Origin of the sequence: Halanaerobium kushneri, assembly GCF_900156285.1 — a bacterium.
Taxonomy (GTDB): Bacteria; Bacillota; Halanaerobiia; order Halanaerobiales; family Halanaerobiaceae; genus Halanaerobium; species Halanaerobium kushneri.
Map to the genome: position 1 here is coordinate 140,879 of NZ_FTNC01000003.1, position 17,199 is coordinate 158,077.

Genomic DNA, 17,199 nt, shown 5'->3' on the forward strand with positions numbered 1-17,199 from the left:
TATTGGTGCAAAAGGAGAAAAAGAATGAAAATAAAACAATTCCGTATTGATGAGGAAGAATGGAAAAAATTTAAAAAAATTACACATGATTCTGGTAGTAATGCAAGTGTAGAAATAAGAAGGTTTATTAAAGAATATAATAAAAAGAACAGTCAGGAAGAAATTTTTAATGAGATTTATGAGAATCATAAAGAGGTATTAGATGCTTTAGCTAAATAATAATATTAAAATCAGTTCCATTTTTTATATGATCCCCTTATTGTAGACAGATTAAATGATAATTTGTCTAAAAGTAAGGGGACTTTTTATGTTTTAAGATTATATTTAGTGGTAGATAAATACCATAAAAAATTTTTGTTTACTTTGATTTGCTGTTATAATGTTAATATATTTTTATCAATGATAATAAGAAAGGTCTGAAAAAATATGAAATTAAAAAGCATCCGGCTCCGCCTCTTAGTTCTTATGATCTGTATTACTACAATTCCGATCATAACTGTTACCTGGATTGCAACTAATAATACCCGTGATTCGGTGGAAGAGGAAATTATTAAGGCCAATAACTCGAGAATGGAATGGGCAGATCAGTATTTGAATAAATTGATTGAAGATATTGATGGACTTTTTTATTCAATTCACATCAATCAGAAATTAATGGACTCAATTTCTGAAGTTGATAATACTGATTCAAGAATTCAATACGAGATCTATGATTATCTCCGCCAGACAGTCAACCCTATTTTTTATTCTAATTCCACTATTTTAAAAGAACTCACCCTATATAATCATCAGAGTAAAAAAGCTTTTTTTGTTAACTATGAGAGAACAGGTACAATTACCGATTTAAATATTGAGCAGGATCAGAGCTGGAATAGATTACTTAAGGGGCCGGTAAATATCTATTTTGAGAGAGCTGATCAATCTAAAGCTGTCTCAGTTTATCACAGCATTAATCGCTTTGAAGACCAGGAGTTATTGGGCGGAATATCAGCCCTTATTAACAATGACGTCTGGCTGGAGCTGAATAAGATATTAAAAAACGGTGAAGAGGCAGACCTTATCTTAATGAATGATCAGCAAGAAATTTTGTATAATACTGAAAATTCCAATAATCCAGAGGTGGATAAGGTATTAAAAGATGCTGACCTGGCCTCAGCCAACTTAGAATTTTTAAAATCAGAAAATTATTATTTCTGGTTACAAGGTGTAGATGAGGGTAAATTATCTCTAGTAAAAATTCTGCCCCGCAGGGTAGTCGCCTACAGTATCTACCCTACTATTAAAGCGGGAATTATAATCGGGATTATTTTTACAATTATTGCTTTAGTTTTTTCAGTATTAATCAGCCTCAGAATCAGCAGGCCAATTCTAAAACTTGCCAACACGATGAGTAAAACTCAAATAAGAGATTTTGAGGCAAAATCAGTCCAGAGTGGGGGAGAAATCGGGATTTTGGAGAGGGATTTTAATTCCCTGATGAAAAGAATTAAAACACTGATCGAAGAAGAGTACCACCGAGAAATTGAACTTAAAAAGGCTCAGCTTAAGGCCTTACAGGCTCAGATCAATCCTCACTTTCTGAACAACACCCTGCAGTTTATAGGGGGGATGGCTCTGGAGAAAGATATTCCAGAGATCTACAGGATTACATGTGTAATAGCCGATCTCTTGCGGTATTCAATTTCAAGTAGAGGAAATTTAGTTACTTTAGCCGATGAGCTCAAACATACCGAAAATTACATCTATATTCAGGAACAGCGCTTCAGTGACCGGATTCAGACCAATATCTCTGCTGCAGAGAGCTTTGATGATCTAGTTATTCCCCGTTTTACCCTGCAGCCGATAGTAGAAAATGCCTTTGAATATGGACTGCAGCCCAAAGTAGGTGCCTGGAATCTTGAGGTACATGTTAAAAAAGTAAGAAGCAGAATAGCAATTATAGTCAGGGATAATGGAGTCGGCTTCACTAAAAGCAAATTAAAAGAAGTCCGCCAAAAACTTAAGGGGAACAGCTGGACAAAAAATGATGATAAATCTTCTGATTCTCAGGTTAATGACGGAGGAATTGGACTCAAAAATGTCAATAATCGTTTAAAGTTGCATTTTGGCAATAGTTACGGCATCAAAATCTTTAGTAAAAAAACAAGGGGTTCACTGATAGTTTTAGTACTGCCGGGAAAGAAGGGAGATTAAAAAATGTTAAAAGTAATTATTATAGATGACGAGCCATGGGCCAGAGAAGTTATTAAGTCACTTGGCAGGTGGGAAAAATACAAACTGGATATAGTCGGAGAAGCTGTTGATGGTCAGAATGGACTTCAGCTTATCAAAAAAGAAAGACCAGATATTGTGATAACTGATATGCGGATGCCGGCTCTTGACGGGCCTGAACTTTTAAAAACTATAGCAGAAAAATTTCCTGAGATTAAGATAATAGTTATGAGTGGCTATGATGATTTTGAATATATGCAGCAGGCGATTAGATCTCAGGCTGTTGAATATTTACTAAAGCCAATTAATGGAGAGGAGCTGAACAGCTCACTGGAAAAATGTGCCCGGATTTTATCAAAAAAGGCAGAGTTATTTTCAAAAGCTAAAGAGCAGGAGAAATACAGTGCCTATCGGCAGCGGATAAATGAGTATTTACTCTCCCTTGATAAAGGCTCAATCTTGAGAACATTCAAGCAGCTGGGGAGTTTTATGGAAAAATCCTCTCCAGCACTAAAAAAGGAAAAAGGGCTTCTTTTAGTTTTCAATGATTTTAAGCTGATCTTAGATGAATTTTTAAAAAAAGAAGGAGCAGCTTTCAGTGAGGAAGCTATAATTCCTGCAGAAATTACAGCTTTAGCCTGGATAAAGTTATTTGAGATTCTTTCAAATCTATATTCTGAAGGGATTGATACTGTTGAAGATTCAATTAAAAACAGCGGTCAGCTGGAAATCGAAGAAGTAAAAGCCCATATAAACAGCCATTTTCAGGACCCTATCTCCTTAGAAACTCTGGCCCAGCACTTTTTTGTGAGTAAAGAACATTTAAGCCGAAAATTTAAATCTTATTCTGGGGAGAACATCAGCAGCTATATTATTCGCAAGAGAATGGAAAAAGCAAAACAGTTATTAAAAGAGGGCAAGCTTTCGATCAAGGAAACAGCTCAGGTTACAGGTTATAATGACCTCGCTTATTTTTACAGGGTTTTTAAGAAATATTATGGAAAAACTCCAGGCTCCATCTGTGATGAGTAATTAAAGAAGTATTTTCTGGATATCAATATAGTACAATAAAGTAGGTTAAATTTGTTAAATGAATATTAAAAATATTTATAATATAATCAAAATAGAATAAAAAGGAGGTAATAAAAAAATGAAAAAATTAATTTCTTTAATGCTGGTTTTGGCAGTGGTAACTGCTCTGCTGCCGGGATTCAGTCTCGCAGTTAGTGCTCAGGATCAGGTAGAAGAGGTGGAATTAAAGGTATTTATGAGTTTCCCGAGATTTAGAGATCATTTTGAAGAGTATTTTGCAGAATTCAGAGAGCAGGAAATGAGAGAAAAAAATATTGATGTCAAAATTAAACTGGAGATGCCCAATCCTCAGAATGCAGAGCAGATTTTAAAGACAAGACTTGCCTCAAATGATGCCCCAGATATCTTCACCCTGCATGCAATGGCCGATATACCAACATTTTATGAGGCCGGATATTTAACTGATTTATCCGATGAGCCCTTTGTAGATACACTATATGAGAGTGTAAAAAGAACTGTAACATATGATAATAAGGTAGTTGCCCTACCACTTGAGAGTTTAGCCTGGGGTTATTTATACAATAAGGAGATATTTAATGAACTAAATCTAACTCCACCCCAGACTCTAGCTGAAATGAAAGAAACAATTGAAGTTTTAAAAAGTAATGATCATACTCCCTTTTTACTTTCCTTTAAGGAATCATGGATTCCCCAGTTAATGATGGCCCTCTCACTTGGTGGGGTTGTAAATTCTGAATATCCTGATTTTGTGGTTGATATGAATAATAATCAGGCTTCTTATGCAGATGTAATAGAAGTATTTAATATTATAGATTTAATAATGGAAAACGGAACTAAAAAACCCTTTGAAGTTGGCAGTACAGCCGGTTCAGCAGATTTTGCTAATGGTAGAGCTGCAATGTGGGTTCAGGGTCCCTGGATGGCCGGGTCAATTTTAGAGGCTAACCCTGAAATGGAAATTGGAGTTGCACCTTTACCAGTCAGCAATAATCCTGAAGGAACTATGATCAACCTATCTACATCAACTTCACTCGCTGTCTCTAAAAACAGCAAACAGAAAGAGGTAGCCTATGACCTATTAAACTTCATCCTTGATCAGGAAAAATCCTCAGAGCTTTTTGAAAAATTAAAGTTCAATCCTATTTCTACAGTCCATGATTATCAGAGTTTCCCCTGGGTGGAAGAAGCGATGTCATATGCATCTAAAGGCAGGGCCTATCAGGATCTATCTATTCCTGGTGGTGTAACTGACGAAACAGCAAAGCTTTTACAGAGCTATTATGTGGAGACAGTGAGCAAAGAAGAGATTATTAAATCACTTGATAAAGCCTGGAAAGATTCGATCAGCAAATAGAAAGCATAAATAGGATACACTTTAGTGGGGGATCAACAATGAAATTATCTAAAAGCAAGAAAAAAAAATTAATTATGTTAGCCTTTGTCATGCCGGCCCTTATTTTTTATACAGCCTTTGTTCTGCTCCCTGCCAGTGGCGGTTTCTGGTACAGCCTGACAAACTGGAATGGACTTAATCCCACCTATAAAATGGTGGGGTTGTCCAACTATGTGGAAGCATTAACTGATGATATGTATTTTATCAATTCACTGCTCTTTACCTTAAAATTTGTATTTTTTATGGTTTTGCTGCAGAATACAATTGCCTTATTGCTGGCTGTTTTAGTTGAATCAAGGCAGAAAAGCAAAGGTTTATTAAGAACAATATTTTTTATGCCGAATATGATTAGTATGATTATCGGTGGTTTTATCTGGATGTTTATTTTTACAGAAGTACTGCCCTTTATAGCCGCCAACACTATTTTTAAATTCCTTGACCAGTCCTGGATCGGCAATCCTAATTTTTCATTTTATGCGATCTTAATTGTCTCTCTCTGGGGTGGAGTGGGATATATTATGCTGATTTATATAGCTGCTCTACAGGGGGTACCAAATAATCTTAAAGAAGCAGCCCGGATTGATGGAGCAAATGATTTTCAGATATTTAGACATATCACTCTGCCCATGATTTTACCGGCGATCACAGTTGGAATCTTTGTAACCCTCAATTCTTCCTTTAAAGTATTTGATGCAGTATATGCTCTAACAGGTGGTGGGCCCGGGCGTTCTACTCAGGTGATAGCTTTAAATATTTTTGAAGAGGCCTTCAGCATGAACAATCGATATGGATATGCCAGTGCTAAAGCAATGATCTTATTTACAATTGTGGCCCTGATTACAGTAGTGCAGCTCTCATTAATGAAAAAGAGGGAGGTTGAGCTCTAATGGAAATAAAGAGTTTTAAGCAGATAAAATTTACCGAACTTTTAGTATATATTGTTCTATTTATATACTTAATCTTCACCCTATTCCCTTTATTGATGAGTTTTCTCAACTCGGTAAAGACTGAAGGAGAGATTATGAATAGTATAATCTCCTTACCTTCAAAGCTGCAGTTTAAAAATTACATTACTGCCTTTCAAAAAATAAATTTTCTCCGCAGCCTCTGGAATACCCTGGTTGTTACTTCTATCGGGGTCAGCGGTATAGTCTTATTTGGTTCGATGGCCGGTTATAAGTTATCTCGTAATTCGGGAAAGCTGAGCAGCTTAATATTTGGCTTATTTGTAATGTCCATGCTGATTCCATTTCATTCAATAATGATTACTCTGACAAGTATCAGTAAAAATCTAAGGATTCAGGGTTCTACAGTTGGGCTGGGATTAATCTATATTGGGCTCGGAGTTCCGATGGCAATCTTTTTGTACCATGGTTTTACAAAATCAATTCCCAGGGAGATAGAAGAGGCAGCAATTATAGATGGCTGTGGTGAGCTTCAGCTCTTTTTTAAGGTGATCTTTCCCCTGCTGCGTCCTATTTCAGCAACTGTGATGATCCTTAACACTTTGTGGATCTGGAATGATTTTTTACTACCACTTTTAATGTTAGTTGACTCTGATCATTATACCCTACTTTTATCAACAAATATGCTTTTTGGTAGATACAACAATGACTGGTCTTCAATACTTGCAGCCTTGATTTTAGCAATGCTGCCTGTTGTTATAATCTATCTATTATTACAAAAAAATATTGTCAAAGGTGTGGCTGATGGAGCAATTAAAGGCTAAAATTATGGGAGGAGAATTTATTGAATAAAGTCAAAGGTTTTTTAAAAAGAGATAAGCAAAAACTTATAAATGGTGCGGGAGAGGAAATACTGCTGCGGGGAGTCGGTTTTGGAAGCTGGCTCTTACCGGAAGGATATATGTGGCTTTTTCCTGAAAATGGTGACAGACCCCGCAGAATAGAAAAAATGGTCCGGGAATTAGTGGGCAGTGATCAGGCAGCTGAATTCTGGGATAGCTATTACAATAATTTCATTAGAGAGGCTGATCTTAAAAAGATTGCTGAGGAAGGCTTTAATTCTATTCGTCTACCGATTAATTCCCGTTTTCTGCTTAAAGACAGCAGAGGTCCTATCTATCACGAAGAACACCTGAAGTTAATCGACAGGGTAATTAAGTGGTGTAGGGAAAATAAATTATATGTTATTTTGGACCTCCACGGGGCTCCCGGCGGCCAGACGGGGACCAACATCGACGATTCGGAAAATGATCTGCCGGAGCTTTTTCTGGAAGATAAATATAAAGATTTAACCATTGATATCTGGGAAAAGTTGGCTGAGAGATATAAAGATCAGTGGATTGTGGCAGGTTATGATTTATTAAATGAACCACTTCCCAACTGGTTTTCAAAATATAATGAGCGGCTTTTACCCCTATATCAGGAAATTATTGCAGCTATTAGAAAGATAGACAAAAAACATATGATTATTTTAGAAGGTCTGCACTGGTCAACAGACTGGTCTATTTTTAAAGAAAAGATTGATCATAATCTGATGCTCCAGTTTCATAAGTACTGGAATAACCCGGATACAGAAAGTATTAGTCAGTATCTTAAAAAGAGAGATGAGTTAGAGCTTCCTATTTTTATGGGTGAGGGAGGAGAAAATAATAAGGAATGGTATACAGGTGCTTTTCAGCTTTTTGAGGATCATCAAATATCCTGGAATTTTTGGACCTGGAAAAAGATGAGCACCAGCAACTCCCCCTGTTCGATAAAAAAACCTGACGGCTGGTCTAAGTTGATAAATTATCTTAATGGAGGAGCTAAACCTGAAAAAGCTTCAGCAGCAGAAATCCTAGAGGAGTATCTGGATAATATTATTTTTGATAACTGTGTCTACCACCAGGATGTTGTCAGGGCGATTTTTAGAAGGCCGGCTCTTTTAATTCCAGCTGTTTTTTATAACTATCAGGGTGAAAATAAGAGTTTTTATCTAAAAGAATATAACTCAAGTCAGGTCGATTTTAGATCTGAAGACAGGACTAAGATTAAATTTATTGATTCTGATCGAAAAAAAGCAAATTTTGAACACCAAAAAGGTGAGGCCTGGAAAAAAGAAGACTGGCTGGCTCTTCAGTTAGACGAGGATGAGTGGTCAGCCTATGATTTCAATTTAGAAGACTCTTTAGAAAACACTTTTTGCAAAATTGCTTTATCTTTAAAGGTAAATGGAGATAAAAATGCAGCAGTTGAAATTATTATTGATGACCAGGAAAATGAAGTTATGACTAATCTCTCAAGTAAAAAATGGCTTGAATTATCTTTTTCCAAAAAATTTAAACTCTCTCCAGGCAAACATCAAATAGTTGTTAAAACAGCTGCAGGTTCAATAGATTTAAAATGGCTTAAGCTTAAATCCCTTTAAAAGAGTTAAATTAAAAGGTCAAAAATTTTTCTTAGTCGAGGTGAGGTAATGGGAGATATAAAAATTTTTCAATCCAGCAAAGATAAAGAACAGTGGTTTGAAGAATTAACTGATATAAATTTTAGCATAGATGAAAATAACCAGGAAATGCAGCTGGTGATGGTCTACAGCGATATTAGATATCAAAAGATAAAAGGATTTGGAGGAGCATTTACCCAGGCGGCTGCTTTTAACTATTCGGCAATGAATGAAGAGCAGCAAAAAGAATTTCTCAGATCATATTTTTCAGCTGCAGGACTAAACTATTCATTTGGCAGAACTCACATTAATAGCTGTGATTTTTCATTTGGCAATTATGCTTACTGTGAAAATGAAGATGACCTTAATCTCAATTCTTTCAGTATAAATTGTGAGCAGGATTATTTGATACCATTTATTCAGGCTGCAAAAGAATATAAAGAGGGGAAAATAACAATTATCGCCTCTCCCTGGAGCCCGCCGGCCTGGATGAAAACAAATGATAGTATGTTAAATGGGGGTAAGCTAAAAAAAGAATATTATGCTCTCTGGGCTGAATACTATGTTAAATATATTAAAGAGTATAAAAGTAAGGGTATAGAGATCGAGATGCTGACAGTTCAAAACGAGCCCCTGGCAGTACAGAATTGGGAGTCATGTATCTATACAGCTGAAGAGGAAAAAATATTTTTAAGAGATTATTTGTACCCGGCCCTCGTCAGCTCAGGACTGGAAGATGTTAAAATATTAATCTGGGATCACAATAAGGAGCGGTTGTTTGAGCGGGCCAGGCAGATACTGAGTGATCCAGAGACTAATCAAAAGGTTTATGGACTTGCTTTTCACTGGTATTCTGGTGATCACTTTGAAAATTTGAGTTTATGCAGAGAATTTTTTCCTGATAAAAAGCTTATCTTTACTGAAGGCTGTTTAGAATTAAGCAGCAGAGATACTTCTATGGCAAAAAAGGCAGAGAAAGTAAGAGCTAATTCAGCAGGAGCGGCAGATTCTCCCTGGGAATTTGGAGAATATTATGCCCATGATATTATTGGTAATTTCAACAGTGGTCTTTCAGTATATCTGGACTGGAATTTACTTTTAGATGAAAGGGGAGGCCCCAATCATGCAGAGAACTTTTGTAGTGCTCCAATAATTTATGATACTCAGGCAGAGGAATTAAGATATCAACCAGCATATTGTTTTATTGGGCATTTTAGCAAATACATAGCTCAGGGCTCAAGGAAAATTGCCAGCAGTAAATATACCGCTGATTTAGAGATAGCAACTTTTATTAGCCCTGAAGATGAAAAGATTATTGTAGTGTTAAATAAGCAGGATGAGGAAATTGAATTTACTTTAAAAGATGTAGAGACTAATAGAATTGCAGATATTAAAATAAAAGCTAAGTCAATTATGACCTTAATCTACAGTTAATATTTGGAGCATTAAATTATCATCTTCCTGTCCGACTTTACTGGCTTTTTAAAACTCTGGAAAAAATAAAGAAGAATATATTAAATAAATTATAAATACCCTGCTTTAGAGAAATTATCTCGAGCAGGGCTTATTTCATTTGATCCTGTCTTATTAAATTCTTAATTAAAATTTTCAGTTAAGATGAAAGCGAGTTCTTTAAAAAAATTAATAATTTGTATTAAATAGGCCTTCTTCTGGGTTAAGTTTTATTTTTCAGTCCGGAAGGAGGTCTTTGTATTAGAATAGTAAAATATTTTAGTAAAAATTTTACTAAAGAGAACTTTAATTTCATTTATATAATAAAGCCCGTTAAAACAAGCTTTAGTGACATTTTTTAATTATTTTTAGATTAATTTTTTTGAATTCAAATCAGTTAAAATAAACAAAAAGGACTATTTATTAAAATTTTTACTTGACAAATAGTAAAATAATTAGTAAAATTTAAATATGATAAAAATTCAGAATATAAGGAGGTGGATAATTTGGAGACCTGGATTATATTTTTTAGCCTGGGTTCTGGTTTTTTAATAGCCTATTTATCATTGCTTAATAAAAGGCTAATAAAATATAATAAGTATTTAACAAACGGAGGCTTATTGATTTTATTATTTTCTATGGGCAGTAAAATCGGAGTAAATGATAAGGTGCTCTCAGAGATCAGCCAGATTGGATTTAAAGCAGTATTATTTGCTTTAAGTAGTATTATGGGGAGTGTTTTTTTAGTCTATATTTTCAGCCAGAAAAAATCAAAAAACTATGATACTAATCAATTTACTTCTAGAGACAAAGGGGGAGAAAAAGTAAATTATAAGGATACAATAATTATTGCTTTTACAGTAATAGCAGGTTTGATTACTGGTCTTTTATTTTTGAATAGTGTTCATATCTCTTTAATTAATACTATAAGCAGTTATGCCTTGATTTTACTTTTATTTGGAGTTGGAATAGATATCGGACTAAATAAAGAGATGTTAAAAAATTTAATTAAATATGGCTGGAATATAATAATTATTCCAATTTTAATTGCTATTGGTAGTATTTTGGGAACAGTTATTGCTGGTTTTGTAATTGGATTTAGTTTTAATGAATCTGCTGCAGTGGGAGCTGGTTTTGGCTGGTATAGTCTTTCGGGAATTATTCTTTCTCAATTACATAGTGTAGAACTTGGTTCAATAGCATTTTTAACAAATATTTTTCGAGAATTCTTGACATTTTTGATTTTACCATTTGTGGTAAAGAAATTTGGAAATTCAGCGGGAATTGCACCAGGAGGAGCAACGACAATGGATGTAACCTTGCCATTGATAAAAAAAGTTGCAGGAGAAGAAATGGTAATACCTGCTTTAGTAAGTGGTATGGTATTAACAACTTTAGTTCCAATATTAGTGCCATTTTTAATAAAATTATAAGGGGGTAAGATTGGTGGTAAACGGAAATTTACAAGACAGCAAAAACAGGGGTTTAATTTCTAGAATTTTAATCAAACTAAGACCTACACCTAAGACAGCACCATATTATTTTATTGGACCAACTTTTATTTTATTTTTAACTTTTATGCTTTATCCTATTTTATATTCATTTATTTTAAGCTTTCAAAAATTTAATGCGGGAAGTTATGAATTTGTTGGCTTAAAAAATTATTTTAAATTGATTAATGATCCAGTATTTAGAAAGGCATTAGTAAACACGGTAATTTATCTGATTATTCAGGTTCCCTTTATGATCTTTCTATCATTAATAACTGCTAATTTTCTTAACAATAAGTTTTTAAAATATAAAAAGATTTTTAAAATATCATATTTTCTACCTGCTGTAACAAGTCTGGTAGCTTATTCACTGATATTTAAGTTATTATTAAATACTGATTTTGGTTTTGTTAATTATATTTTATCCTTTTTCTCAATCCCTCAGATTGACTGGCTCAATTCACCAATTGCAGCTAAGTTATCTGTAATACTAGCCATTACTTGGCGCTGGACAGGATATAATATGATAATTATGTTGGCCGGACTGCAGAATATACCAAAAGAAATATATGAAGCCAGTGATATTGATGGAGCAAGTCCTATCCAGAAGTTTTTTAGAATTACTCTGCCAATGATGAAGCCAATTATCTTATTTTGCACAATTACTTCAACTATCGGTACCTTTAAATTATTCGATGAATCTTACATTTTAACTGGTGGAGGACCAAATAATGCTACAATTACAGTAGTTCATTATCTTTATAACAATGGATTTAGATATTTAAAATTTGGTTATGCCTCAGCAATGAGTTATTTATTAGTGTTGTTTATAGTAGCTTTTTCATTTTTACAATTTAAATTTACAGGGGGAATGGGTGATGAGTAAAGTAAATAAGACAATTGTTTATCTACTGGTAATTTTAGGGGCAGTTTTATCACTTTTTCCCTTTTATGTAATGATCACCTCAGCTACTATGGAATCTGGAGATATTTTTCAATTACCTCCTAAGTTAGGATTTGGCAGAAATTTAGTTGAAAATTTTATCGATCTCAATGAAAATGTAATGATAAATAGAGCGATAATCAACTCCTTTGTTATTTCTGTAGTTTATACATTTTTTAGTGTTTTATTGTGTTCGATGGCAGGCTATGCACTGGCTAAATTTAATTTTAGAGGCAAGAATATTATGTTTGCAATAATCATGGGGACTGCAATGCTTCCTTTTCAGGCAATGGTGGTACCATTATTTAATATGATGAACAAATTTGGCTGGATTAATTCTTATCAGGCCGTTATATTTCCGTTTTTAGCGAATATTTTTGGAATATTTTTAATGAGACAGAATATAATATCATTTCCTACTTCAGTAATTGAATCAGCAAGAATAGATGGTTGTGGAGAATTTGGAATATTTTTTAAAGTAGTTGCTCCATCTGTTAAACCAGCGATTAGTGTGCTTTCTGTATATATGTTTATGGGGCAGTGGAATAAATTCATGTGGCCTTTAATAATTTTAAGAACAAGAAATATGTATACTCTGCCTGTAACCTTATCAACCTTACCTGGAGTTTCAAAAATGGATTACGGTCAGATTATGCTGGGTGCTTTTATCTCGGTATTACCAATTCTAATTTTATTTTTGCTTTTCCAAGATTACTTTGAAAAAGGATTACTTGGAGGTGCTGTTAAGGGTTAAATTTAAGACAGAGAAAGGAGGAAAATATTTAAGTTTGTCCTAATTAAAAGACATTAAATATAAGGGAGGAAATATTTTAAAATGAAAAGAAAAATTAAATCACTATTTATAATTTCTTTAGTTACATTAATGTTGTTAAGTACAGTAGTCAGTGTAAGCGCTCAAGAAAAATTAAGTGGAGAAATAACAGTCTGGAGTTGGGATGTTGCATATAAATCCCTGAAGGCGGCAGCAGAAAATTTTGAAGAACTACACCCTGAAACTAATATAATATTACAGGAACTTACTGTAAGTGATTTATATGATAAGCTGGCAGTCAGTCTTTTAACTGGTGTTGGTCTACCTGATGTAGTATCTTCAGAAGGCAATTACTATAGAACTTTTATAAGCAAGTTTCCGGAAGCTTTTGTAGATTTAACTCAGGTTATTGAGCCAATCAAAGATGATTTTTTAGAAAGTAAAATTGCTGAGGCGACAATTGATGGTAAAATAATGGCTTTTCCCTGGGATACCGGTCCTGTAGGTCTTTATTATCGGGCGGATATTTTTGAAGAAGCCGGTATTAAAGCAGAAGATATTGAAACTTGGGATGATTTTATTGAGGCAGGTAAAAAAGTTGTAGCTTCAACTGATGGAAAAGTTAAGATGATTGGAATTGATAAAAAAGCAGAAGATGCTACATATAATATGTTATCCCGACAATTAGCTGATACTGTATATTTTAATGAAAATTCTGAACCAGTTTTAGACAGCAAAGAGTCAATGTTGGTTATGGAAAAGATTGATCAAATGAATAATGCTGGCATTATTTATAATGTCGATGGTTGGGGAGGAAGAGTACAGGCAAGTGCTAATAGCTTGATTGCTACTTTACCCTATGCTGTCTGGTGGGCAGGTACCCTTCAGGAACAGGCTGCTGATTTACACGGCAAGTGGAGAGTTATGGAACTACCAAGGTTTAAAGAAGGTGGAGATAGGTATTCTTCCAGAGGTGGCTCTGGTCTAATGCTGACTAAAGATTCTGATAATCCAGAACTTGCTAAGGCATTTACCAAATTTGCAATGACTGATGTGGAATCACTGATGGTTGGATTTAATAAATTCGGGTTATATCCTTCTTATAAACCCTGTTATGATCAACCTGATTTTGATCAGGAAGTAGCATACTTTGGTGGGCAGAAAATCTGGAAATTTTTCTCTGAAATTTCACCGAAAATGCCAAAAGTTAAATTCACCCAATATAATTCAGAGATCTGGCCGCTTTTTGCAAGTGCAAAAGCTAAAATTTTACTTGAAAATAAAGAAGTTGAACCAACAATGAAAGAACTACAGCTTGAAGTTGAAAAATTAATCAGCGAATAAAAAGTCAAGATGATATTACTGCAGCATCTAATTTAATTTAGGTGCTGCAAAAAAATTATTTAAGGAGAGATTATGGTGTTTGACTGGGAAAATCAAAATATTATTCAAAAAAACAAATTAAATTCACATGTTAATATAATACCATTTGCAGATGAAAATAATACTAATTATCTTGAGGTGGGTTTATCTCCCTGGTATAAACTCTTAAATGGGGAGTGGAATTTTTATTTTACAAAATCTCCTTTAGTTGGGCCAGATGATTTTTTAAGTGAATCAATTGATAAAAAAAGCTGGGAAAAGATTAATGTACCATCCTGCTGGCAGTTAGAAGGATATGATAAGCCTCACTATACAGATGAAGCTTATCCATTTCCAGTAGATCCACCTTTTGTCCCTGACGAAAATCCCTGTGGATATTATAGAAGAGAATTTAAGATTAACAGCAAATGGATTGATAGAAATACGATCATTACTTTTGAGGGAGTGGATTCTGCTTTTTACCTCTGGATCAATGGAGAAAAAGTAGGTTACAGTCAGGGAAGCAGAATGACTGCTGAATTTGATATTTCAGCTTATCTAAAAGAAGGAATAAATCAACTTGCAGTTAAAGTAATTAAATGGTCAGATGGAAGTTATTTAGAAGACCAGGATATGTGGTGGTTGAGCGGAATTTTTAGAAATGTATATCTATATTCTCTGCCAAAGATTTATCTAGCTGACTATGAAGTTATTAGCAGTCTTGATGATAGTTATCAAGATGGGAAACTGGAAGTAAAGCTTAAATTCTTTAATTCATTTAAAAAATTAGTTTCCAAAAACACTGTTAAAGTAAAACTTTTAGATCAGAAGAATAAGACTGTCTGGATATCAGCTGAAGAAAAGTTTGAAATTGCTGCTGAAAGTGATAAAAAAATTGAAATCAAAACTATAATAGATAAGCCAGTGAAATGGACTGCTGAAACTCCAGCTCTTTATAAACTACTTATAATTTTTGATTCAGAGTTAAATAAAGAAAAAGAATATATATCTTCTTCATTAGGTTTTAGACGAGTAGAGTTAAAAGACGGAAACATCTCTGTAAACGGGAAGAAAATTATGTTTAAAGGGGTAAACCGGCATGATTTTGATGCCGAAACAGGAAGAACAGTCTCACTTGATCTTATGGAATCAGATATCATAACTATGAAAAAGCATAATATTAATGCAGTAAGAACTTCGCATTATCCTAATGATCCTCGTTTTTATGATCTGTGTGATTATTATGGTCTTTACGTAATCGATGAAGCAGATATCGAGACACATGGATTTATGTTTACAACTAATACAGGTGAATTAAGTAATAACCCTGATTGGGAAGAGGCTTATTTAGATAGATTAAAAAGAATGGTCGAAAGAGATAAAAATCATCCATCCATAATTATCTGGTCACTTGGAAATGAATCTGGCTTTGGTTGTAATCACAAGGTTATGGCTGAGTGGTTAAGAAATCGTGATCAAACAAGGTTGATTCACTATGAACCAGATCGAAAACAGGAGATTGTTGATTTTAATGGACCTATGTATTCTTCAGTTGAAGAAATTGTAAAAAAAGCAGAGGAAAAAGACTATCAAAAACCACTGATTTTATGTGAATATGCTCATGCGATGGGTAATGGTCCTGGAGGTTTACAAGATTACTGGGATGCCTTCTATAATTATGAGCGACTTCAAGGTGGTTTTATTTGGGACTGGATAGATCAAGGGCTTTTAAAAAAAGAAAATAATCGTCAGTATTATGCTTATGGTGGTGATTATGGCGATTATCCCAATGACAGAAACTTTAATTTAAATGGGCTTCTTTTTCCAGACAGAACACCTTCTCCTGCCTGCCTGGAATATAAAAAAGTTTTAGAGCCTGTAAAGTTTGAAGCTGAAGATTTAACTAAGGGTGAGATCTGGCTAATTAATAGATATGATTTTAAAGATTTAAATAATCTTAATTTTTTCTGGAAAATTTTAGTTGATGGTCATATAGAAAAAAGCTCTCAATTTGAAGTGAAAGATATTAAAGCTGGTCAAAGAAAGCTGCTCCAAATTGAGCTAGATGACTTAGAAAGATTTAAAGACTCTGAAATAGTACTGGAAATCAACTGTCTTTTAGCTGAATCCAAAAAATGGGCAGATGCCGGACATGAAATAGCTTTTGAACAGTTTATATTAAAAAATAAGAAAAGAAATCATAATAATAAAACTGCCAGTAAACTCGAAGTTTTAGAGGGAGAAAATAAAATAAAGATAGAAGGAGATGAATTCTACTATCAATTTTCATTATTAAATGGTGAATTAGAAAAGTCAATTTATAAAAATAAAGAACTATTTAATAAGGAACCTGAATTTAATATCTGGCGGGCACCGATTGACAATGATGAACCATATGAAGAAAAATGGAAAAAATTAAATTTGGATAAAAGCATTCAAAAATTAAAATCAATTAAGGTCAAAGAGAAGAGTGAAGATAAAGTTGTGGTAGAAAAAATTATCAAAGTCGGAGTTCCAGTTTATTCTTTAACCATCTTAGTTAACTTTGATTATTTAATTTATGCTGATGGTGAGATAGAGGTAAATCTTTCTGGTAAACCTGAAGGTGATTGGCCTGTCTTACCAAGAATTGGTCTTAAAATAGAATTAGATTCTTCTTTTAAGAATCTTAAGTGGTATGGTCTTGGTCCCGGTGAGAGTTATTATGACAGCAAGAATGCTGCTAGAATAGGTATCTATAAAAGTGAAGTTGCGAAAATGCATACTCCTTATATTTTCCCGCAGGAAAATGGTAATCGAACAGATACCAGGTGGTTATCCGTTTATAATAATAATGGTTTGGGACTTTTTATTACTTCAGAGAAGAGATTTAACTTCAGCATTCACGATTATTCCATTAAATCATTAGAAAGAGCAAAGCATCAGGACCAAATAATTAGAGGAGATAAGACATATCTGCAGTTAGATTATAAACAACAGCCTCTGGGCAGTGCAAGTTGCGGTCCCAGTGCAGCTGAAGAATTAAAGGCAGATGATTTTGATTTTAGCTTTTCTTTTAAAGTTAATTCAAGCAACATAATTGCCTTTAATAAACTATATTAATAAAAATATTTTAAAAATATTTTAATTTCTA

At 33.8% G+C, this 17,199-nt stretch carries 13 protein-coding genes; all 13 read left to right on the plus strand.

The features are described from left to right. Positions 1-24 precede the first annotated feature (24 nt). The 13 genes from BW929_RS03375 (at position 25) to BW929_RS03435 (ending at position 17,168) form a co-directional block, all read left to right on the plus strand. Complete coding sequence (locus BW929_RS03375) at positions 25-219, plus strand: hypothetical protein (protein ID WP_076543973.1); 195 nt, start codon at positions 25-27, stop codon at positions 217-219. A 207-nt stretch (positions 220-426) separates the two neighbouring features. Continuing rightward, positions 427-2,193, plus strand: coding sequence for a sensor histidine kinase (locus BW929_RS03380; RefSeq protein ID WP_076543974.1), 1,767 nt, complete (start codon positions 427-429; stop codon positions 2,191-2,193). 3 nt (positions 2,194-2,196) lie between these two features. Continuing rightward, positions 2,197-3,243, plus strand: a complete 1,047-nt coding sequence (locus BW929_RS03385) for a response regulator transcription factor (RefSeq protein WP_076543975.1) — start codon at positions 2,197-2,199, stop codon at positions 3,241-3,243. A gap of 118 nt (positions 3,244-3,361) precedes the next feature. Further along, the gene (locus BW929_RS03390) at positions 3,362-4,618 is read left to right on the plus strand and encodes an ABC transporter substrate-binding protein (protein WP_076543976.1); all 1,257 of its coding nucleotides are present in this window, start codon (positions 3,362-3,364) and stop codon (positions 4,616-4,618) included. 38 nt (positions 4,619-4,656) lie between these two features. Further along, positions 4,657-5,544 carry a carbohydrate ABC transporter permease gene (locus BW929_RS03395; protein WP_076543977.1) on the plus strand — a complete coding sequence of 296 codons (888 nt, stop codon included), beginning with the start codon at positions 4,657-4,659 and terminating at the stop codon, positions 5,542-5,544. Further along, positions 5,544-6,386 carry a carbohydrate ABC transporter permease gene (locus tag BW929_RS03400; RefSeq protein ID WP_076543978.1) on the plus strand — a complete coding sequence of 281 codons (843 nt, stop codon included), beginning with the start codon at positions 5,544-5,546 and terminating at the stop codon, positions 6,384-6,386. Before BW929_RS03395 ends, BW929_RS03400 begins: the two co-directional genes overlap by 1 nt. 20 nt (positions 6,387-6,406) lie before the next feature. After that, positions 6,407-8,029, plus strand: coding sequence for a glycoside hydrolase family 5 protein (locus tag BW929_RS03405; RefSeq protein WP_076543979.1), 1,623 nt, complete (start codon positions 6,407-6,409; stop codon positions 8,027-8,029). A gap of 48 nt (positions 8,030-8,077) precedes the next feature. Continuing rightward, on the plus strand, positions 8,078-9,481 hold the full coding sequence (locus tag BW929_RS03410; RefSeq protein WP_076543980.1) for a glycoside hydrolase family 30 protein: 1,404 nt from the start codon (positions 8,078-8,080) through the stop codon (positions 9,479-9,481). A 524-nt stretch (positions 9,482-10,005) separates the two neighbouring features. Beyond that, a complete protein-coding gene (locus BW929_RS03415) occupies positions 10,006-10,932 on the plus strand; it encodes a LysO family transporter (RefSeq protein WP_076543981.1) in 927 nt (308 codons plus the stop codon). A 70-nt stretch (positions 10,933-11,002) separates the two neighbouring features. Then, positions 11,003-11,875: a carbohydrate ABC transporter permease gene (locus BW929_RS03420; RefSeq protein WP_076544028.1), complete on the plus strand. Its 873-nt coding sequence runs from the start codon at positions 11,003-11,005 to the stop codon at positions 11,873-11,875. Further along, a complete protein-coding gene (locus BW929_RS03425) occupies positions 11,868-12,686 on the plus strand; it encodes a carbohydrate ABC transporter permease (RefSeq protein WP_076543982.1) in 819 nt (272 codons plus the stop codon). The genes BW929_RS03420 and BW929_RS03425 overlap by 8 nt, the downstream gene beginning before the upstream one ends. An 81-nt stretch (positions 12,687-12,767) precedes the next feature. Next, complete coding sequence (locus BW929_RS03430; protein ID WP_076543983.1) at positions 12,768-14,048, plus strand: ABC transporter substrate-binding protein; 1,281 nt, start codon at positions 12,768-12,770, stop codon at positions 14,046-14,048. 75 nt (positions 14,049-14,123) lie between these two features. After that, entirely contained in the window at positions 14,124-17,168 is a 3,045-nt protein-coding gene (locus tag BW929_RS03435; protein ID WP_159437150.1) for a beta-galactosidase, LacZ type, read from the plus strand. Positions 17,169-17,199: the final 31 nt, after the last annotated feature.